Annotated in this window: 8 protein-coding genes, 3 pseudogenes and 1 CRISPR repeat array; of the genes and pseudogenes, 3 read left to right on the top strand and 8 right to left on the bottom strand. The window is 50.6% G+C overall.

Annotated elements, in window-relative coordinates; translation table 11 throughout:
* From cas4 to cas6, 6 genes and pseudogenes are all read right to left on the bottom strand, one after another.
* Positions 1-549 (bottom strand): CRISPR-associated protein Cas4, encoded by a 549-nt coding sequence (cas4, locus tag HQRW_RS06190; protein ID WP_014555907.1) that lies wholly within the window; start codon positions 547-549, stop codon positions 1-3.
* Entirely contained in the window at positions 546-3,266 is a 2,721-nt protein-coding gene (locus HQRW_RS06185; RefSeq protein WP_014555906.1) for a CRISPR-associated endonuclease Cas3'', read from the bottom strand. Before HQRW_RS06185 ends, cas4 begins: the two co-directional genes overlap by 4 nt.
* Positions 3,263-4,093, bottom strand: a complete 831-nt coding sequence (cas5b, locus tag HQRW_RS06180; protein ID WP_014555905.1) for a type I-B CRISPR-associated protein Cas5b — start codon at positions 4,091-4,093, stop codon at positions 3,263-3,265. Before cas5b ends, HQRW_RS06185 begins: the two co-directional genes overlap by 4 nt.
* Before the next feature lie 14 nt (positions 4,094-4,107).
* Positions 4,108-5,130, bottom strand: a complete 1,023-nt coding sequence (gene cas7b, locus HQRW_RS06175; protein WP_014555904.1) for a type I-B CRISPR-associated protein Cas7/Csh2 — start codon at positions 5,128-5,130, stop codon at positions 4,108-4,110.
* Positions 5,123-7,168, bottom strand: a complete 2,046-nt coding sequence (locus HQRW_RS06170; RefSeq protein ID WP_014555903.1) for a TM1802 family CRISPR-associated protein — start codon at positions 7,166-7,168, stop codon at positions 5,123-5,125. Before HQRW_RS06170 ends, cas7b begins: the two co-directional genes overlap by 8 nt.
* Positions 7,168-7,931 (bottom strand): annotated as a pseudogene (gene cas6 / locus HQRW_RS06165) (CRISPR-associated endoribonuclease Cas6). Before cas6 ends, HQRW_RS06170 begins: the two are co-directional and overlap by 1 nt.
* Positions 7,932-8,425: 494 nt before the next feature.
* Here cas6 and HQRW_RS06160 point away from each other — a divergent pair.
* The 3 genes and pseudogenes from HQRW_RS06160 to HQRW_RS06155 form a co-directional block, all read left to right on the top strand.
* Positions 8,426-8,941, top strand: a pseudogene (locus HQRW_RS06160) (hypothetical protein); the annotation flags it as partial.
* Between the two features lie 294 nt (positions 8,942-9,235).
* Positions 9,236-9,403: pseudogene (locus tag HQRW_RS15465) on the top strand (IS4 family transposase); the annotation flags it as partial.
* A 136-nt stretch (positions 9,404-9,539) separates the two neighbouring features.
* A CRISPR array of direct repeats spans positions 9,540-10,881; the repeat unit is 30 nt; unit sequence ACTTCAACCCAACAAGGGTTCATCTGAAAC.
* A gap of 478 nt (positions 10,882-11,359) precedes the next feature.
* The gene (locus HQRW_RS06155) at positions 11,360-12,229 is read left to right on the top strand and encodes a metallophosphoesterase (protein WP_014555901.1); all 870 of its coding nucleotides are present in this window, start codon (positions 11,360-11,362) and stop codon (positions 12,227-12,229) included.
* A 181-nt stretch (positions 12,230-12,410) separates the two neighbouring features.
* Here HQRW_RS06155 and HQRW_RS06150 read toward each other — a convergent pair whose 3' ends face one another.
* Positions 12,411-15,302, bottom strand: coding sequence for a UvrD-helicase domain-containing protein (locus tag HQRW_RS06150; RefSeq protein WP_014555900.1), 2,892 nt, complete (start codon positions 15,300-15,302; stop codon positions 12,411-12,413).
* Complete coding sequence (locus HQRW_RS06145) at positions 15,299-17,887, bottom strand: PD-(D/E)XK nuclease family protein (RefSeq protein WP_014555899.1); 2,589 nt, start codon at positions 17,885-17,887, stop codon at positions 15,299-15,301. Before HQRW_RS06145 ends, HQRW_RS06150 begins: the two co-directional genes overlap by 4 nt.
* Positions 17,888-17,897 lie beyond the last annotated feature (10 nt).

Raw genomic sequence — 17,897 nt, 5'->3', positions numbered from 1 at the left:
TTAACACCAACAGAAATCGTGGTACGCACAGGAGTCACAGAACGGTTTCTCCTCGGCCGGTGGCGGCGAGGCCTGGCTGACGACCTCGTGAATCCCACGGATCGCGGTTTCGACCCTCTCCGCTCGCTCCGCCGTGAGTTCGACCGGCTCGCGCTTTCGCTCGCTGGGATGCGCCAAGACGCCATCCCGCTGGATGTCGGCGACACGGTCGAGATACCAGAGGTAGTACGACAGCTGCATTTTGGCGGGTTCAGTGAGCGTTGAGGAGGGTTTGACTTCGACAACGCGGCCGTCGTCCAGCAGGTCGAGTGAAATCATGCCGAGATGGAGGTTCTCTCGTTTGTCGCTGTAGGCTGTCTCATCGATGCGGGTGCCACGGACGACGGTCGCGTTCTCACGGTCGATTTCGAGGTTCCGGCTCTCGAACCAGAGTTCCCGTTTGCAGACGTAGTAGTACTGCACCATCACGCCTGTGACGCGGAACGGCTCGTTGACCGGCTCGCCGCGAGCGGTTGCGAGGAGGCAGTCGACTGGATCAGCGGCGGTCAAAAGAATCGATCCTCCAGACCGTATTCGCTCGGTTGCACGCCGAATTCTGGATCGAATATCGAATTCGATGCATGGAGAATCCGTTCCGGATCGTGCCGCTTCTCCTCTTCATTAAGTAACGGCTCGAGACTGAGGATACCGCTTGCAGCATCCGTATTCGCCTTCGGAACCGGAATCGAAACCCGAATCGATGCCAATTCGTCCCGTTTCGAGTCTACCTCATCGAACTTCCGTTCCCTCATGAGTGATTCAATTGCCATTGCGGAGTCGTGTTCCTCCGTAGTCCGACATACGTATACCTCAACTGACTGTCGCCGTTCGATGAGTGACGCTTCGCGTAGTGTCTTCCCATCTGCCTGCTCGAATGCAGTCACGAGATCATTACTCTCGGAGACACTGTGAACACGTTCTCCAACAGTATCGTGATAGCGCTCGATAGCATCCTTCGCCAGAACTTCGTCAGCAAACGCGGCTCCGTGCTCTTCCCGGGTAGTTTCGAGAACGGAGCGGGTATGCATTAGAAGATCCGTCTCACCTCGACTTCGGTTCGGTGCGTACACTGCGGTTGATGGAGGTGTATTGCATTCGCTAGGTGGTTCGAGCTGCCAGATCGTAGTAACACCGGTTTCCGGTGCGCGTTCGTATGAGCGGTTACACCGACCCGCCGCCTGTACTATCGAATCTAGGGGTGCGAAGTCACGGTAGACGGTGTCGAAGCTAATGTCGACCCCAGCCTCAACGAGTTGTGTTGAGATGAGTGCGAATCGAATATCGATCCCAGCGAGGTCGTTCGCAACAGCAAGGAGGAACTGCCTGTCGCACGGGCGCACACGCGCTGTCAGATGCAGATACGCTACGGTTTCTTTGGTTTGAAGCTCCTCGACAACAGCGCGAACGAGCCGACCGCGCTCAATACTCGGTCGTCGCTTGCCGCCGTACTCTTTTGTCGCTGACGGTCCAGCGATTTCGTCTTCATCAAGCTGTGATTCATACAATTTAGAGACAGCGACCGGATCAGGCTTGGATTCTGCGATACCATCTACAAATTCTTTAGTAAGCGTTCGAGTGCTTTCTATCGTGTTACAGATCGCTAACGTCGTGTTTTCGCTTCCGACAGTTTCTGCGAGTAGGTTTGCTGCATCCGGGTGGGATAATCGATCCTCGTTTTCGGTGACGAGTGCTGTCGGATGGAGTTGATACTGTACTCTTGATGGCGGCTCACCAGTGAAAGCGGATTGCTCGATCTCAAGCAGTTGTTCAGACGGAATGAGGTCGAATGAATCCTCAACGAGAGAGGGTTGTGTAGCGGTCATTAGCAACACCTGAGAATCGAACTGCTCAGTTAGCATATCAATGAGCTTCCGAACAATGGGCCACCAGTGCTGTGGGATCGCCTGTGGTTCATCGATAACAACAGTGCTACCCTGAAGCGCGGATAGCTTGAGCGACTGTCCGTTTCGCGGACCAGCGAGACTCTCGAACAACTGCACGAAGGTCGTTAGTGTCAGTCCGGTTCGCCAACTCTCTGCCAGTAACACCTCGTGTGATGCGTGTTCGTCCGTTTCGTCTTCCTCTCCGTTTTCGATATCCGTTCTTGTCTCTGCAAGGTGGTGATGAACCGTCAGCAGATTACCGGATGGAGCTGTCTCGAAAACTTCCTGTAGCGTTCCCGAAGTCTGGTCGATGATGGACGTAAACGGAAGTGCGTAGACGAGTCGCCCATCGTGGTCATCACAGAGTGTAAGGCCCGCGAGCAGCCCAGCGAACGTTTTTCCGTACCCTGTTGGGAGCGTTAACGTAGCGACCGATTGATTACTTTCGAGAAATTCCTGTGTCTGTGCCGGAATCTTGTCTTGAACCTTTGTTCTGACTTCGTTTAGCTGCATCTCAATATCGTTTTGCGTCTCTCCACCCAGCTCAGTTAGATGTGTTTCGAGTTTATCGAGTGATGGATACTCTCCCGATAATCGGTCGTCGTCGGAACCAATTCCCGCAGCATCCGTCTTATCAGCAAACGTCAACGCGCCAAACAGGAGCAAATGCGTCGTATATATTGACTCATTGAACTGGGAGTTTTCCACTTCTAGTTCGCCAGCGAACCCCCCTCTCTTACCCGCATCTTCGACGATGCCTGTGAGAATGGGTGAGTCGGAGGCGTCTCCGACCTTTTCCAGAAAATCGTCCCAAGCTCCTTCACCGACTGCTTTCCTGAACAGATCACGGGCGAACGTCTCGGCGTATTTGTCGATTATTTTGGCTTGCTCGATTGCCTGAATGGTTTGATTGCTCCCCATCGGATCAATTCGGGGGTCATCGAACGTTTTTCTGATATATTTCGCTGCATCCGGGACATCTCCGTGATGTTTGGCGACAGCGAGTAGCCCAGCTAACCGGGGCTCTGGCTCATATCCGTTCTGTTCGAGAAAGAAGTAGGCAACCAAACTACCCAGTCTTGCATGGTGTTTTGGAGAGTCGTAGGAGTCATCTCGGATGTACCGCTGAAATGCCGGTGTTGCTTTCGCAAAATCGTGAGCTAGACCGAGAAGTTGGACTATTTCGCTGAGTGAATCCTCAGTCTGTGACTGTGTGTTCTCAGATACAGCAGTAGCGGCGCGATTACTCACTCCCGTCAAGTGGTCCCAGAGTGATTTAGGGTCACGATTCGCCTCCGACGGATGGGAGAGGATTTCTTGGCCTGAGCCAAGCGTCCACGTCATCGGAACACCACAGTTCGGTTATCAACGCTTGCCGCTGCTGTATCTGAGACGGTGAGTGCGTCTCCATCCGGGCTATACGTATATGTCAGGTAACTCGTTGTTCGCCGTCCCGAGAACTCACCGGACGTTGTCGTCCGTTCCATGAATGCGGGTGAGCGTTCCGTTCCATAGTTGACGTTCGGTTCCGGTATCACGCCATCAGGGTCTGGAACTGCGGAATCGACAGCATGCGGCTCGGATTGTGCTACCGCTGTTACTTCGTATTCGCCGAGGTATTCGATATCAGCCAAGTATTCGGACAGGCCAAGCGACGGCGTGTAGTATGATTTGCCTTCCGAGAGGTACTCTCGAAGTTCGTCGTATCTTTCCTCGTCACCAAGCCAAAGATCGATTCTGTACTCGGGTTCAACGAGGACTTCGTAATTCGTTCGCTGCCTGTCCTCTGTTGGATCTGGATAGTAGACGCTGACCTTGCCCCGCGTATTGACTCCTTTTAGCCCTTCTTGTGAGGTGGTGAGGTTATTCACGGGGAGATTCATCGTTCGTAGTTCGCTCACCGGCTCAATAGACATCGCAGATGATTCAGGACCGAACAGGTCGTAATACTGGTTTCGCCCGATACCCAGAACGGCGGCCAAAAGACCAGCAACAGTTGTTCTGGGGATGATTCGGTAGGTGGTTTTCACTGTGTTCCCCTCAACCCGGCGGAAATGTCCCCACGGACCGGATAGCCGAAACGACAGGCACTGATCTGGAAGGGAATCGGGAGTCGCCTCAGTATCCTGGCTCGTACTCTCGTCGGCGTGGTCGTCCAGTTGTGATTGCATTGCTGTATGGTCCGCTAGTGTTCGTACACATCGATTTCGTGGACTGATTCAAATCGATCCTCAAGTGCACTAACGAATCCGTCTTCGAGTATCTCGCCATTAAGTGCTATGTCTAGCGCATCGTCAGAAACGACCTGCACAGTCTGTATGCGATCCTCATGTGATTTGAGACGGGAGACGAAGTCTGTTGCATCGACTGTTACGTCTTGGACAGTCCGGTAGGAGCGGGCATCTTCATCGTCTCCAACATGATCGAGTTCGTGCGTGAGACCACCGATATGGAAACTATCAGTATCGTACTCGATACGAACATAGAGCCGTGGCTCCTGTCCTACCTTGCTACGGGTAATGGTTTGGTTTTTGATAGCACGCCAGCAGGCCGAGTCTAGTTGTTCGATATCTCCCGCTTTGAGGTTCGTATCCTCCGCACCGTGTTCATCAACCAGTCCGTGGAATCCGATCAGACCGTATTTGATACGGTGGTCGTCCAAATCGAATCCACCCTGCTCCTTCTCGTCGTCGGTGCCAATAACACTTGTGAGGCTGTTGTACTCCTCATTCACCTCGACAGGATGGAGCGTCTTACCGGGTGAGAACTGGACGGGGCCGGTAAGATGATCAGGTAGGTGTTTTTCGAGAGCCTCGATAATTTCCCCAGCATCGGTTTTAATGCTGAACGTTGCACCGAACAATCGAGCGTCGATTGCGTTTTCGAGAAATCTGTCAAAGCCATCGAACTCCTCGTCTTCGATCTCCTCGACAGTTGTCACACCGAACGTTTCCTTAAGCAGATCCTCCCGCTTTTTAGCGTATTCACCGCGTTCGCTCGTAATGTAGACGCCCTCGCCGTCTGCCTCAAACTGGTCGCGGAGGTAACGTTTCAGGCGAACGTCGGTAACGATTGCTTCTTTGGTTACGGGATCGATTCGCGGTCTGTTCGCTCCACTGAGCGGATTGCCGTTGGGGTTCGCGTCAACGGCATCGTACAGGAAGACGATTTCTGAACGGTTCTCAACGATATCGGTGTTATCACTCATTTTTGTAATCTGAAGTGCTGGGGTCGTTTTTTCCGTAGGCGATACCCATTGCGTAGTGAAAACGAAGATCCTCAGTAGAGAGTGTTAGCTCATCCTGATCAGTTGATTCAAGTCCATCAGCGACAGCTTGCATCAACTCTCCATACATGGTTTGTTTATATCCTTCTTTTTCAGAGTAGATCACATTACTCTCTACGACTTCTGTTGCTATTCGTCGTATATTGTGTTTGGTCAGGTTTCCAATTGGATACTGACTAATCGCAGTTGTGCTTCTTCCGTCGTCGCTTTGATATCTGGAAATACGACCAATGAGCGCCCCGAGTGCAAATACTCCTTGCCTCGTTTCATCGCTCAATGCTGAGTGATCTTCGATGAACTGTTCGAACTGTTCTTGTCGATTATCGGCTGTCGCTTGTGATGTTTGATCGCTCATGTGTTGTGATTGTATTACGAGTCGCTCGTCATCTGCGGTGAGCAAGTCACACGCTCTGAGCGCGTTAAGTTGCACGTACTGCTGTGTGAGAGTCGCCATCGGGAAGGGATACTGGTCGTCTGGATCGAATTTATTGACCAGCTTTGCGACGTACTCTTCAAGTAACTCCTCAACGCGGAGCTGTTTTCCACTAGCAATCATCGCTGTCCCTCGGAATCGGAAATCATTACTGCTCGGGTCATCGGCGTCATCACCGAGACACGTTTCTCCAAGATACGCGACGCTAGAAACAACATTTGAGAGTGATTCTGCCTCCTCAATGCTGAGGAGAGAAAACTTCTCACGCTTTGGGAATATTTTTTCTTCGGTTACCCAGCGGCTATCAAGAACAGCAAGATGTTGTTGGGTAACATCTTCGATGATGTGGGTAGACGCTGTCGGAGTGGCTGCAAGAACACGCCATCGATCTTTTTGATATTTGTTAACGATAACAAGCGAGAATCGAATAGCATCCAGTTTGTCGGTAGCCTTGAGTCGACGATACTTGCTCCCGACAGGAGAATACTCGTCATCAGAGTTGACTTGTTCGCTCAGCAATTCATACAGGACTTTTGCACTATTTGCATCGATTTTGCCTGTCGGATATGGGAGATAGAATGCTGATGTTCCCGGTGCTGAGGTAGTACACGCATTAAGAAACGTATCTGCGTTCTGGGCCCGAACTGCTGCATCACGGCCAAGACCTTGCGTCTGCCACGACCGATCAGCATCGAAAGCAGGGAACTTCTCCATCTGTTTAGAGAGGTAATGCTTCATCGGATCGCCAACGATACCATATACAGTTTCGTCGGTGTCGAAAACGAAGCATGTTCCATCACCGGAGGCGTCATCAGCTCCCTGAGTATTCGTCCGAAATTTTCCCGTCTTGCGAGCCGCCATCGCTTCTTGAAGAACTTCGATTTCACCGGGATAGTGCCAAGTTTCGTTAGATTGGAACTGTGCTGTAGTGTTTACTCTATTGTCGTCGAACGCAATGGCGACTGTATGTAGAAGTTGACCTTCTTCTGAAATAAGCGATTCAACTTCTTCTCGGATTTTTTTCTCAGTCTCATCATCAGCTCCCAACTCCGCCAGTTTTTCAATAATCCAACCATCTTCGTGCTTTGATGCTGTCTCTTCGATTGCCTCCTGATTGGACCAGCTCGTCAAACGTTCCAAGGCGTGGTCGCCCTGTTTTTCAGGACCATTTGTTTGTCCTGACTGGTGAGTGATGCTATAGTCGTCCCCATTTCCGGCACTATATTTTGAATGGGCAACACGCAATACTAGATCCTCGGGGAACATTTCGAGGCTGACCGGCGGATCCACGAGTGTCGCTTTCTCTCCTCTGAGATCGACACGCACGACAACGAGTGTCTCGTTTCCGATCTGATCGGCAGCAGCGTCCGGAGTCAGATATGCGCCATACGGTCCAGTTAATCCTCGACCGAGCGTATACAGGGCTCCGTAGAGTACTTCGATGTCGCGCAACGATGCGACTGGACGACGTGGAATCGTTGATCTAATAGTTTCGTCGGCCACATCCTCAAGAGCTTCCGTGTCCATCAGTTTGCCTCCTTGAGATTCACGAACCCGAGCCCCAGGGAGTTCCGCTCTCCGAGTCCGCAATCCAGCGCGAGGTTCAGGTGTCGGCGGTGGTGGTCGTCCCGAACAGTATAACAGAACTCCCACTTGCTCAGGACGTAGGTCATCTCCTGACCCTCGGTGACGGTCACCGGAATGGCGAACGTCTTGATAAGTTCGTAACCATCAAACAGATCCCCGTTGACATCGCTTGGCCCCGGCAGGTGGTCGTGGGCGAAACGGTCGTGTTTCTGATCGAGGTTGTCCTCCAACTGCTTGCGGAGCGGTTTCATCGAGTATTCCGGTCGCCAGAAGACGGCGGTGTTGCCGCCGGGGTGGTCGATGCCGTACTCCTCGCATCGCCACGGCGGAATCCGAACTAGTAGGCCAGTTCCAGTTTCAATCGTCCCGCGAGTGCCGGGCTCGCCGACATCGGATTCGAGTGGACTCACGTCGTCGACGTGGAACGGCATCTCGCCGATGTTTAGCTCTGGTTCTTCGAGCAGGTCAGCAACGACGTTAGCCAGTAGCTCCTCGTCAGGCGAAGCAACCAAGAACTTTCGATTGTCGCCAGTCTTCATATCGTGTGGCGGGAACGGATTCGAATACGAGAACCCCGGGGCTCGCCGTCGTCGTGGCGGTCGTCGTACGGTGTGTCTTCGAGTGCGTTCCAGATCCGACCCCGGAGTTTGTGGTGGTAGTCGTTCTGATAGGCAGCATCGGTTCGGGCTGATAAATGGGCCATTACACGCACTCGGATGACTCACCTCGGTATTGGAGACTCATGCAACATATTATGTTACCGACTAGAATAAAAATACTACCAAAGGACAGTGAAACTAAAAGTGAAAGTAGAATATAGTATTCTTCTGAATGAAGATTTTAACGACTGGTGGCAGTTATTCTCATTGTTTCTTTTGAAAAATACAGGCATACAGAGCACCGGGGTAACTTCAATCTCACCAGATTTGATCTGAAATGATTTAATGGACTGCATTGGCGTTCCCGGCTATGTTAAGACCAGTACGATGACCGTTGGCTGGGCATATTGCTCTATTTGCATTGCCTTATGTTATTCATGAATACCGAATTAAACTCTGAATACAACAGTGTATTTGGGTATCATATATCTGTGGATCATCCGTCTTTGGTTAAGTGAGAAACCGCGTGATAGCAGCGGCTTATCGAGGCATCTTTCAGAAGGAATGAGGGAGTCCAGTCTGTGCACGAAAGAACCCGGAGGGCAAGCAACTTCGAGCTATTCTTGACGATCTCGACCGGAAGTACATCGATGTAGAAGTCGAAGTAGAGTTCAAACGAGGACTACATAATGGGACACAGTTGCTAGATAGGAAGCGATTTCGCGTCGTCGGCGTCCTCGTTGTGGACGCCGACGACTATCATCTGTGCATGACAAATCTGGCGATAAAAGAGTTCTTACCGGTAGATTTAGCGGAGATCTACCGCTGTCGGTGGGAAGTTGAATTGCTGTTCCAGGAGCTGATACTGTTGGCTATAGTCACGCGAAGGATTTTGGCACCTCGGGGTGCCGGAAATATCCACGTACTTATAGCCAATAGTATGAAGACGCGGTGCGAACTGGACGTATTCGATACGCGTGACGAACATGTGGTGAGGATCATATCGTACGCAGCGCTGCTGTCGCTGCTTGTAAGCCGGGGTCTGTTGGATCTCGTCACTGAGCAAGCGGATGATAAGCTTGTGTTTCTGATAGAGCGCTGTGCGGCGAGTTTTAATGACTTAGAGAACCTTTAAAAACTAAGACGTAGCAAGAAAATAACGGATTAAGATAGCTGTAAGCCAAGTGTACAGCGATTTGAAAGCATTTAAGAATTACTATCACTCTGTTAGAATCTTCTTCTTCTGACTTACCGGGCTTCAAAATCAGCCGGGAGAAATATTAATACAGCAATTTTCACCACTCACATATAAACGACAAATTCATGATCTCACGCTCCCCGGGAGTCACGGATAGAGACCGCTTACCTCCAGAATTGAGAATGAACTTTCAAATCGCGTCGCGGTCATTATCGGTTGCACGCCCAACTCATCCTCCACGAACTCGGTGAGCTCCTCGGATACTCATCACCGCCGCTGCTCGACCGGCTGATCGAAGACGCTCAGAAGATCCACAAGCAACGACCAATCTTACGAGAGACACTCGCTACCGCTACACAACCGAGGTGTGAGGCTTAACTAAAGACAGATGATCTGCGGATTAATAATGATCAAATCTCACGTAGTTGGTTGGAAACAACCTGAATTGGAGCTTTAGCCCGACAAAGCTCTATCTGAAATAGGGCCATCGACTCGCAGCCGATGATCGACCGACAGTTCAACCCGACAAGGGTTCATCTGAAAGTTTTGCGTTTTCGGTTGCGTCAGCATACGTGTGATACTTCAACCCAACAAGGGTTCATCTGAAACTCTCTTGCCGTTAGTTGTTGGGCCAACATCAACAACTTCAACCCAACAAGGGTTCATCTGAAACTCGATCGAGAAACCCTTTGCAGTAAATGCCTCAGTACTTCAACCCAACAAGGGTTCATCTGAAACCATCTTTGATGATCTATCCGACAATCAACCACCTAAAACTTCAACCCAACAAGGGTTCATCTGAAACCCTGTCCGTGGCTGGGACCGCTGCTGAAGCTGTTAACTTCAACCCAACAAGGGTTCATCTGAAACGCGATATGATAGACGCTTTTGATAATGACAACCCCGACTTCAACCCAACAAGGGTTCATCTGAAACTCGGCGAGTATGTTCGTGATGAACTAAGTGGTTATACTTCAACCCAACAAGGGTTCATCTGAAACTATTGATTATTCGTTTGATTCAAACGTTAATATCGACTTCAACCCAACAAGGGTTCATCTGAAACACGTCGGGACCGTTTTCGACGCCGGTCGTATGGCTTACTTCAACCCAACAAGGGTTCATCTGAAACTTGATAGTCCGATTAATTCAGACGTACTGAACACGACTTCAACCCAACAAGGGTTCATCTGAAACCAGATTAGTTATATTGTGGTCACACAACGACTTTCAACTTCAACCCAACAAGGGTTCATCTGAAACTCGTTGCTGATTGCGTCAACATCGTCTCGAGCGCGACTTCAACCCAACAAGGGTTCATCTGAAACGCCGACTGGCGAGCAGGGAGGCATCTTCCGATGACTACTTCAACCCAACAAGGGTTCATCTGAAACCAGCGCACAAAAACAGGCGACCGACATCTCAACGACTTCAACCCAACAAGGGTTCATCTGAAACGCGTTTATGCTCGCAATCGTCGCTGGCGTTATCGGGCAACTTCAACCCAACAAGGGTTCATCTGAAACCAAACCAACTCAAATCTTACAGTTATCTATGAAGGGACTTCAACCCAACAAGGGTTCATCTGAAACTCACCTGGCGACGACAATCCTGCCACCGGCACGGACACTTCAACCCAACAAGGGTTCATCTGAAACGAGCATAACTCTCTCGCGGAGGCTGATTTTCCTGCATACTTCAACCCAACAAGGGTTCATCTGAAACTCAAATGCTCTCCTGTTGGGTCGATTGTTACCCCTTACTTCAACCCAACAAGGGTTCATCTGAAACATTCTCAATACTGCCTCATCACGAAACTATCGCGTACTTCAACCCAACAAGGGTTCATCTGAAACCATGCCCAATATACAAGGCACAAATATAACCACGGCAAGTTAGAATAAATATTTTCCGTCGACCCCCAATAGGGTGTTTTCCCCTGGGGGGTCGACGGAAATAAAGACAAGATGAGGGATGATGAATCATGAGTGAGTAATCTTCTGTATCAGTGGTCTCCACACCCAGCCCAACTGATTACATACAGAGAATATTTCATCTCCAAAATCGCACATCGAGCAGCCGGAATCATGCACAATTCAGAACGACATCACTCTCTTCAGGATGATCATGGGGGACACCGCCCCGGTGGATATATCGATGGCTGCCTCGCAAAGCGGATCGTGAATAAAAAACCCGCAGAATAAACAAAGTCAGTCTAGGCGATATAGAGTAGATAATACACGGCACGTCACAGATTCAATATAATTGAGCAAATACATATCACCGAAACAGCAATATCAACACCGACAACACGACACTGGATAAATAATACATATGAGCTCTCACCCATCAAATGTTGACGCCGTGTCCGGAACACCACGAATCGTCCATATTAGCGATCTCCATGGATATCTGACGGATGCTCGGAGTGCCCTCACTGCAATTGGTGACTCCGATACCGACCAATATCCTCCACTCGTGAGGAGTGATGACGATGGGCGACTCCACTGGGCAGGAAACGAGTATATCCTCATTGTCAATGGCGACGTCGTGGATCGAGGACCGGCAAGTAAGGAGTGTATGGAACTCGTATGGCGACTGCAACGCGAGGCACCACCGGGTCGAGTTCGGTATCACCTCGGTAATCATGAATTAGCAATCTTACTCCCATCGTTCGTGCATTGGCCACAAGCTTACTCAACCACTCTTGATACCGATGAACAGCGGGCGTTCCTCACTCGTGTGGCTGAGGGAGATGTAACGGTGGCGTATGAAGGCTATGAGTACACATACAGCCACGCCGGTCGTAATGAAGCGTTCGAAGCCGCTGATGTCAACGCTCAAATTCAAGCTGCTGCGAGTGAACTCTTGACAGACGGGCTCACTCAAGCAATACAAAAGCGAATTGCGTCGAATTATGCCACAATCTGTCAACTCGGTCGCAACGGCGGTCGCGGAGCCGACGCCGGTCTTTGCTGGATGGACTTCACACATCTTGAGCCATCAGCCCCGCCACAGATCGTCGGTCATTCAAAACGAGTAAAACCGGTTCGAAAGGGCAACGTTGTCTGTGGAAACGTGATCCGTGCAAATAATGCCACTCCTGGCGGCGAAGGTGTCCTGATTGAGGAGCCAAACGGGAATGGGCTGACAGCGATTCGCCGTTCACCTGATGACGGAGTGCTCGTGACACATGATATATGACCTGTTTGTGACTCTCAGCGACAACCGTGTTCATCTGCGGTAGGTTCGAACCGAGACGCGTTCCTATCGCTCGAATGAATCACTATATCTGCTCTTTTTTGATTTATAAGGATTATGAGTTATGGATCGCCAGACTGAACCGATGCAATTTATGTTTGGGTTACTTCAAATCGCGTTAGGATCACTCTTTCTCCTGGACGTCGGAAACTAATTTGGCTAATGTCGACAGTGAGAGTGGTTCGATATCAACGCATCTTCTTTCATATGTATAGAAAATTTGGGTGGTTACCTCTCTATCGGGGAACCATTCGTTGAGGACGTGATAGTATACGCTCAGTTGCTTTTGATACTCATCCTCAGCGTGCTGCCCGAGGTCGGTCTTGAAGTCAATGATCTCAACGGTGTTGTGACGAATGTGAACGAGATCAACAATCCCGGAGATATTGATCTGCTTGCCGTCAACAGTGAGTGGCAGATATACATCCTCCTCAACTCGTAATTTCCCATCGAGGGAGTCTACGAACGACTGGATATGACGCTCGTCGTCATTCGATGGGTCGACATCTCCTTCGAGTATGTACCGCTCAGCGAACTCGTGAGTCTGCGTTCCGAAGGTCATCCCCCTCCCTTTCCCATTCACATTCACATTCATGTTCCCATTCCCATTTGCATTGTCGACATCCTCAAACACATCATCGTTCATGAGTGTGTGCGGCGAGTGATCGACTGGTCCCTCCGGCGTTGGCACAGAAATCTGTAAGTGCGTTTGTTCCGTCTCGCTGATCCTGTCTTCGTGAACATCTGGCTCCAGTTCTTCAAGATTGACCGGGAGCTCCTCGATAAAGCTGTTCGGGGTCTCACCCGCAGTAAACACGAGATGGGTCTCAGCCCGCGTCATCGCGACGTAGAGCAACCGTCGCTCCTCGTCATATCCGCGCGGCAGGCACTTTCTGAGGATATCAGTACGCCAGTTATCATGAATATGAGGATACCCGTTGTCATCGTAGACTTTCCGCTGGCGCAACCCGATTGGATCATCGAATATGATTGCATTATTATTACCACTTGACGGTGGGAAGCGACGAGCGTTCATATTCGCGAGCACTACGATAGAATGTTCAAGTCCTTTGACCGCATGGATAGTCTGTACTGTCACCGAGTTCATGCCAGCGCTCGCGTGAACTTCGTGGACGCTTCCGTCCTCTATACCGCGCTCAATAAACCGAATAAGGTCGCCTCGCGTCGATATCGTCTCGCTGTGGACAGACTGAATCGTCGTCAGCAGCACATCGGCGTATGCTCCATCGTAGTCGTATTGGGAGAAAACGCACTGGGCAACTCCACCAACGGTCTCCAGTGATTGAAGATCCGATTCAAACGTCTGCATGCTATCTGGGTACTCCTTGGTATCAAGGACGTGTTTTATCTCGTCGAGCGTGTAGCCAGCTTCCTCAAGCACGACCGCCCATCCTCGCTTAGAGTCTGATTCTAGAATTCGTAGCCACGCCAGGAGGAGTTTCGCTGGGTCAGAACGGAATAACTCGATGCCGCCCTCATAGGTCATCGGTAACCCATACTCCTCAGCGACAGAGAGGAGTTCCCGACCAAAGTCACGCGTTCGGGTGAGTACTGCGATATCGCCGTATTCTGGAAGGCGAAGTTCACCATCTTCTTCGACCTGATATGCTTCATTCCCGACGATATCCTGTATCTTGGTCAGGAGGGTCTGGTGTTCATCCTCGTGTTGGATCGCCTCGATGTGAGAATTCTCATGCGAGGCGTTCGATGAGAGTGATGTGATACGGTCTTGAACGACTGCCTCGTTGACGTCGTCGTTACTCGCGGCGGGCGTTACGAGACTGTGCTCAGAGAAGTCGAGGATTGCCTGTGTTGATCGGTAATTCTCGACGAGCTTGATTTCGGTGATTGAACCGGTCGCCCACGACACTCGCTTGTGATCTTCATTAAGTTCATTGACGAATCGATCCAGTCGAGACTCAAACTCCGTGATGTTCTCAACGGCAGCGTACTGGAACGAATAGATGCTTTGCTTCCAGTCTCCAACGACACAGATGTTGTTCGTATCCGCAAGCAGAAGTGAAAGCTTGAATTGTATCTCGCTGGAGTCCTGGAACTCGTCGATCATCACATACTCGAACGCAACTTCGTCGCGGAGTTGATGATTATCACAGAGCAGAACGAACGCGAACAGTTGGAGAAACCCGAAGTTGAGGTAGTTCCGACTGAGAGCGAACTCTAGGTATTCATGATACACGTCGTGGACGAAGTTTTTGAGATCCTCCCGTTGTTCGTCAAACACTATTTCTGCGACTTCAGGGGGAACTTGCTTTTCGCCCCATCCGCCGCGAATCTCCTCCTTATCAGGTGCATCGGAGACATAGCACTTGTCATCGCCATATCTCCCAAGTTTTGAGCGAAGCGTCGACTGTTTGCTCCCGTTGTTTCGGGGCTGATTCAATTCATCGAAAACTTCCTCGAAGACCTCAAAGTCGCCGTCCAAATATCGTTCGCCGTTCCGGTACCAACCATCAACTGTCGGAAAGACTCCTTTCGCCGCAAGTTGATTGAGTAACCCAAGGAGTTCGACTGGTTCTTCAACAGCGCGGAAGAAGTCGCTGTGCTCCGGGTGGTCATCATTAAATCGACGGATGAACTCACGGAATTGCGCCTTCTCGACATTCTCGTCTTCAATGACACGCGTGGATCCAGTGATACGGTCATCGATACCAAGGAGCGTCGGTGTCTTGAAGCCGTGTTCCATAAGAATATCGCGACAGAGGCTGTGGAACGTCTGAATCGGCGCGTCAGAGAGTTCACGCATCCCGTAATCGCAGTGGGTGACAATTCGATCCTTCATTTCCGTTGCGGCGTTGGTTGTGAACGTCACGAGGAGAACGTCCTCAGGTTCTACATTATCCCTATCGACAATTTCAGCGTAGCGGCGGGTGACCGTGAACGTCTTTCCGGTTCCGGCGCCGGCGTCGACAACGTGGATGCCCTGCTTGCTGTTGATAAGCTTTTGTTGCCGATCGTTTGGATTGAAGTCAGTCATCGAGACTCACCCTCCAGAATACAGTCTCGATTGTCCACGTACCGATAGTTCGGATCACCACCAAGTCCCTGAACCGGAAAGCGCTCGTCACCGGCACGGCGAGTATTCAATTCTGACATGCGTTCTCTTACGAACTCCTCGAATCTGTCGAGATCGTCAGCGAAATAATTCTGGTTTCGAATCCGGAGTAAGTATCTCAGCGCCTGCTTACAGCCATTTTTGACGTACTTGTAGTCCCCAACATTAGCAATCAGTCGGTCAGTGAGTGTCTGACCGAAATCTGATTCGATGAGCTCATCGCTGTCTCGGGTGTCCGGAAACTCGTACGCATCCAATAGAACTCGGTAGACCTCATACGTCGATTTGGAGAAAGTCTTGTTACAGTCGTTTGCAGCGTCCTCCTGCAGTTCGGTAAAGACAGTTGATCGTGTGATGTATTCCTCGTAAGTGACTGGATAGTATGTCACCGTAGTGAGACAATCCTCCAGGGAACCGTCCCCTGTCACCACATCGTCGAGCGTCTCAAGAAAGTGGAAAAACGTGAATTGTAGTTCTTCATCCGGGTGCTCACTTCGCTGGTGAGCGAGATAAAGCAACGCCTGAAAATTCGGTTTGTCGCTTGGTGGATCAAGCGCCGAGTGCTTGACAACAGAGTAAGCGGACTTCTTAGATCCACTCTTGTAGTCAAGAAGTCGTGTGGGGTTGTGAACAAGATCGATCTTTCCCTTCAATCCGAGATTGGTGTTTGCAAACCAGCGTTCGGTGTGCGATGCATCGATGGGACGATCATAGTACTCAGCGAAGAAATTCTCTCCCCGACCACTGTCTGATGTAACGAATCCGTCGCCCTGCGGCGGGTTTCCATCGAGGAATTCGACGATGGTCTGGAGACCAACGCGGTATGTAGTGTGACATACCTCCGTATCGACGCCCCGGAGGAACGGATCAACCTCATTGAGAATGATGGTCGCAACCTCATCAAGCGTGTCGGTCGTGATTACGTCCGGGTGGGAGACATAGAATTCTGCAAAGTCATGAAACAGATTCCCCTCCCTGAAGTGTTTTTTATCTGGGTTGTCGAGAATCCGACTGAAGAAGTAATCACGGGGTGAATTGACATAGGTATTCAGGCTTGACTGACTGAGTGCACTGACTTCCTCAGGAGAGACATCGAGTGGTTCTTTTTCAAATCCGCTTTGTGTTTCTCGAAATGATCGTGAATGCTGCAGTGAGTCCAGATCGCTAAATTTGTCAAAATCCTTATCAAACAGTTCTTCGAAGTACAGACATGGAGTGACTGGCGTCCCACCGGAGGTATCCTGCACGAGATAGTACTGGTCAACACCGTTCTGAAGAAGTCGTTGGAACTGTCGAATGTTCCGTTCAAACTCCTGATCTTCGTCCACCCACGGTCGGCGAGGCGAGGAGTGCGTCCAGCCTTCATCGATGGCAAGGTAAAAAACTACAGCGCGGTCGACATGAGCAGCCGATTTCGCATCTGCTAATAGGACGCCGTCATTTTCGCGGTCGACAGGAACTTCATACGACTGTAAATAGAACTCGAGACGGTCAATTGCTGGTTTGGTGATAGCATCATCGAGAATGCCGAGTGTCTCAAGTTCGTTTCTGAAGGTATCGATAGTGCTGTCCGTGACTGCCTCATATGCATTGATAGCCTCCTCAAACGTGCTGGAACGAACTTCATCGCGGAACTCAAGAAGCCAGTCTACTTCTTGGCGGTCAAGATCGTAGAGACGCTTCTCATCGTGCTCGATATCGATGAACATTCCGAGTTGGGTGAGTAGAGGTCGAACGTCATTCACCTGCGTATCTCTCCCAGCATGGGCACTTCGGAGAAGCTGCAGAAATGCACGGTGGCGGGTATTGTCGGTGAACCCGGGACCACCGTAATATGGGATATCCGCTGCTTCGAGTGCCGACTCAATGAGCGAGGAATACTGGCTGGCAGCGTCAAGGACAACAGCTACGTCGTCAGCGTTCTCCGTCGTAACCGTATCAAGGACAGCATCGACGATCGCGGTCGGTGAATCGAGAACGCGGAAGGGGGGATGATCGAACGGTTCTCGGGTAAACGGATTGATAATATCGTAGTCTGGTGGAAGGATTGAGCGCTCAAGTTCGGTGAACTGCTTGAATCCAACGACAGCAACCGAGGTGTCTGATTCGATACGATACTCAGTGAGGCGTTTGGACGTTGTATCCATCTCAGTGATGCAGTCAACGGCGGTGTGTGTGGCAGTCGTCGCAAACTGCTCATAATTAAGAACAGCGTCAGCTGCTCCCTGGTACTCCCAGCACTGGAGAATATTCCCAACCGCATACGACGTCTCCTTCCAGTTGAGATCAGTTGTCTGGATTATTTCGAGGAATGCAAGTCGATCCTCGGCTTGCTCCCGACGTCGGGCAGCCAGGCGTCGTGGTGTGATTGCAAAGGGTCCAAAATGTGGTTGATCAAGACGCCGATTCAGGGCACTTGCCATTGGCGCATCCGGCACGAGCACAAGGTCGAAATCCTTGCATTCCTCGTAGAGAAAATCGATCGACTTCGCTCGTGTAATTGACACAGACTAATGA

The organism is Haloquadratum walsbyi C23 (assembly GCF_000237865.1).
Classification (GTDB): Archaea; Halobacteriota; Halobacteria; order Halobacteriales; family Haloferacaceae; genus Haloquadratum; species Haloquadratum walsbyi.
Note: the sequence above shows the minus strand (reverse complement) of the source record. Positions and strands in the feature narration are given on the sequence as shown.

Coding starts and splice junctions, on each gene's coding strand:
- cas5b (WP_014555905.1), bottom strand. CDS start 4,093: ATGCAATCACAACTGGACGACCACGCCGACGAGAGTACGAGCCAGGAT.
- cas7b (WP_014555904.1), bottom strand. CDS start 5,130: ATGAGTGATAACACCGATATCGTTGAGAACCGTTCAGAAATCGTCTTC.
- HQRW_RS06185 (WP_014555906.1), bottom strand. CDS start 3,266: ATGACGTGGACGCTTGGCTCAGGCCAAGAAATCCTCTCCCATCCGTCG.
- HQRW_RS06170 (WP_014555903.1), bottom strand. CDS start 7,168: ATGGACACGGAAGCTCTTGAGGATGTGGCCGACGAAACTATTAGATCA.
- HQRW_RS06150 (WP_014555900.1), bottom strand. CDS start 15,302: ATGACTGACTTCAATCCAAACGATCGGCAACAAAAGCTTATCAACAGC.
- HQRW_RS06155 (WP_014555901.1), top strand. CDS start 11,360: ATGAGCTCTCACCCATCAAATGTTGACGCCGTGTCCGGAACACCACGA.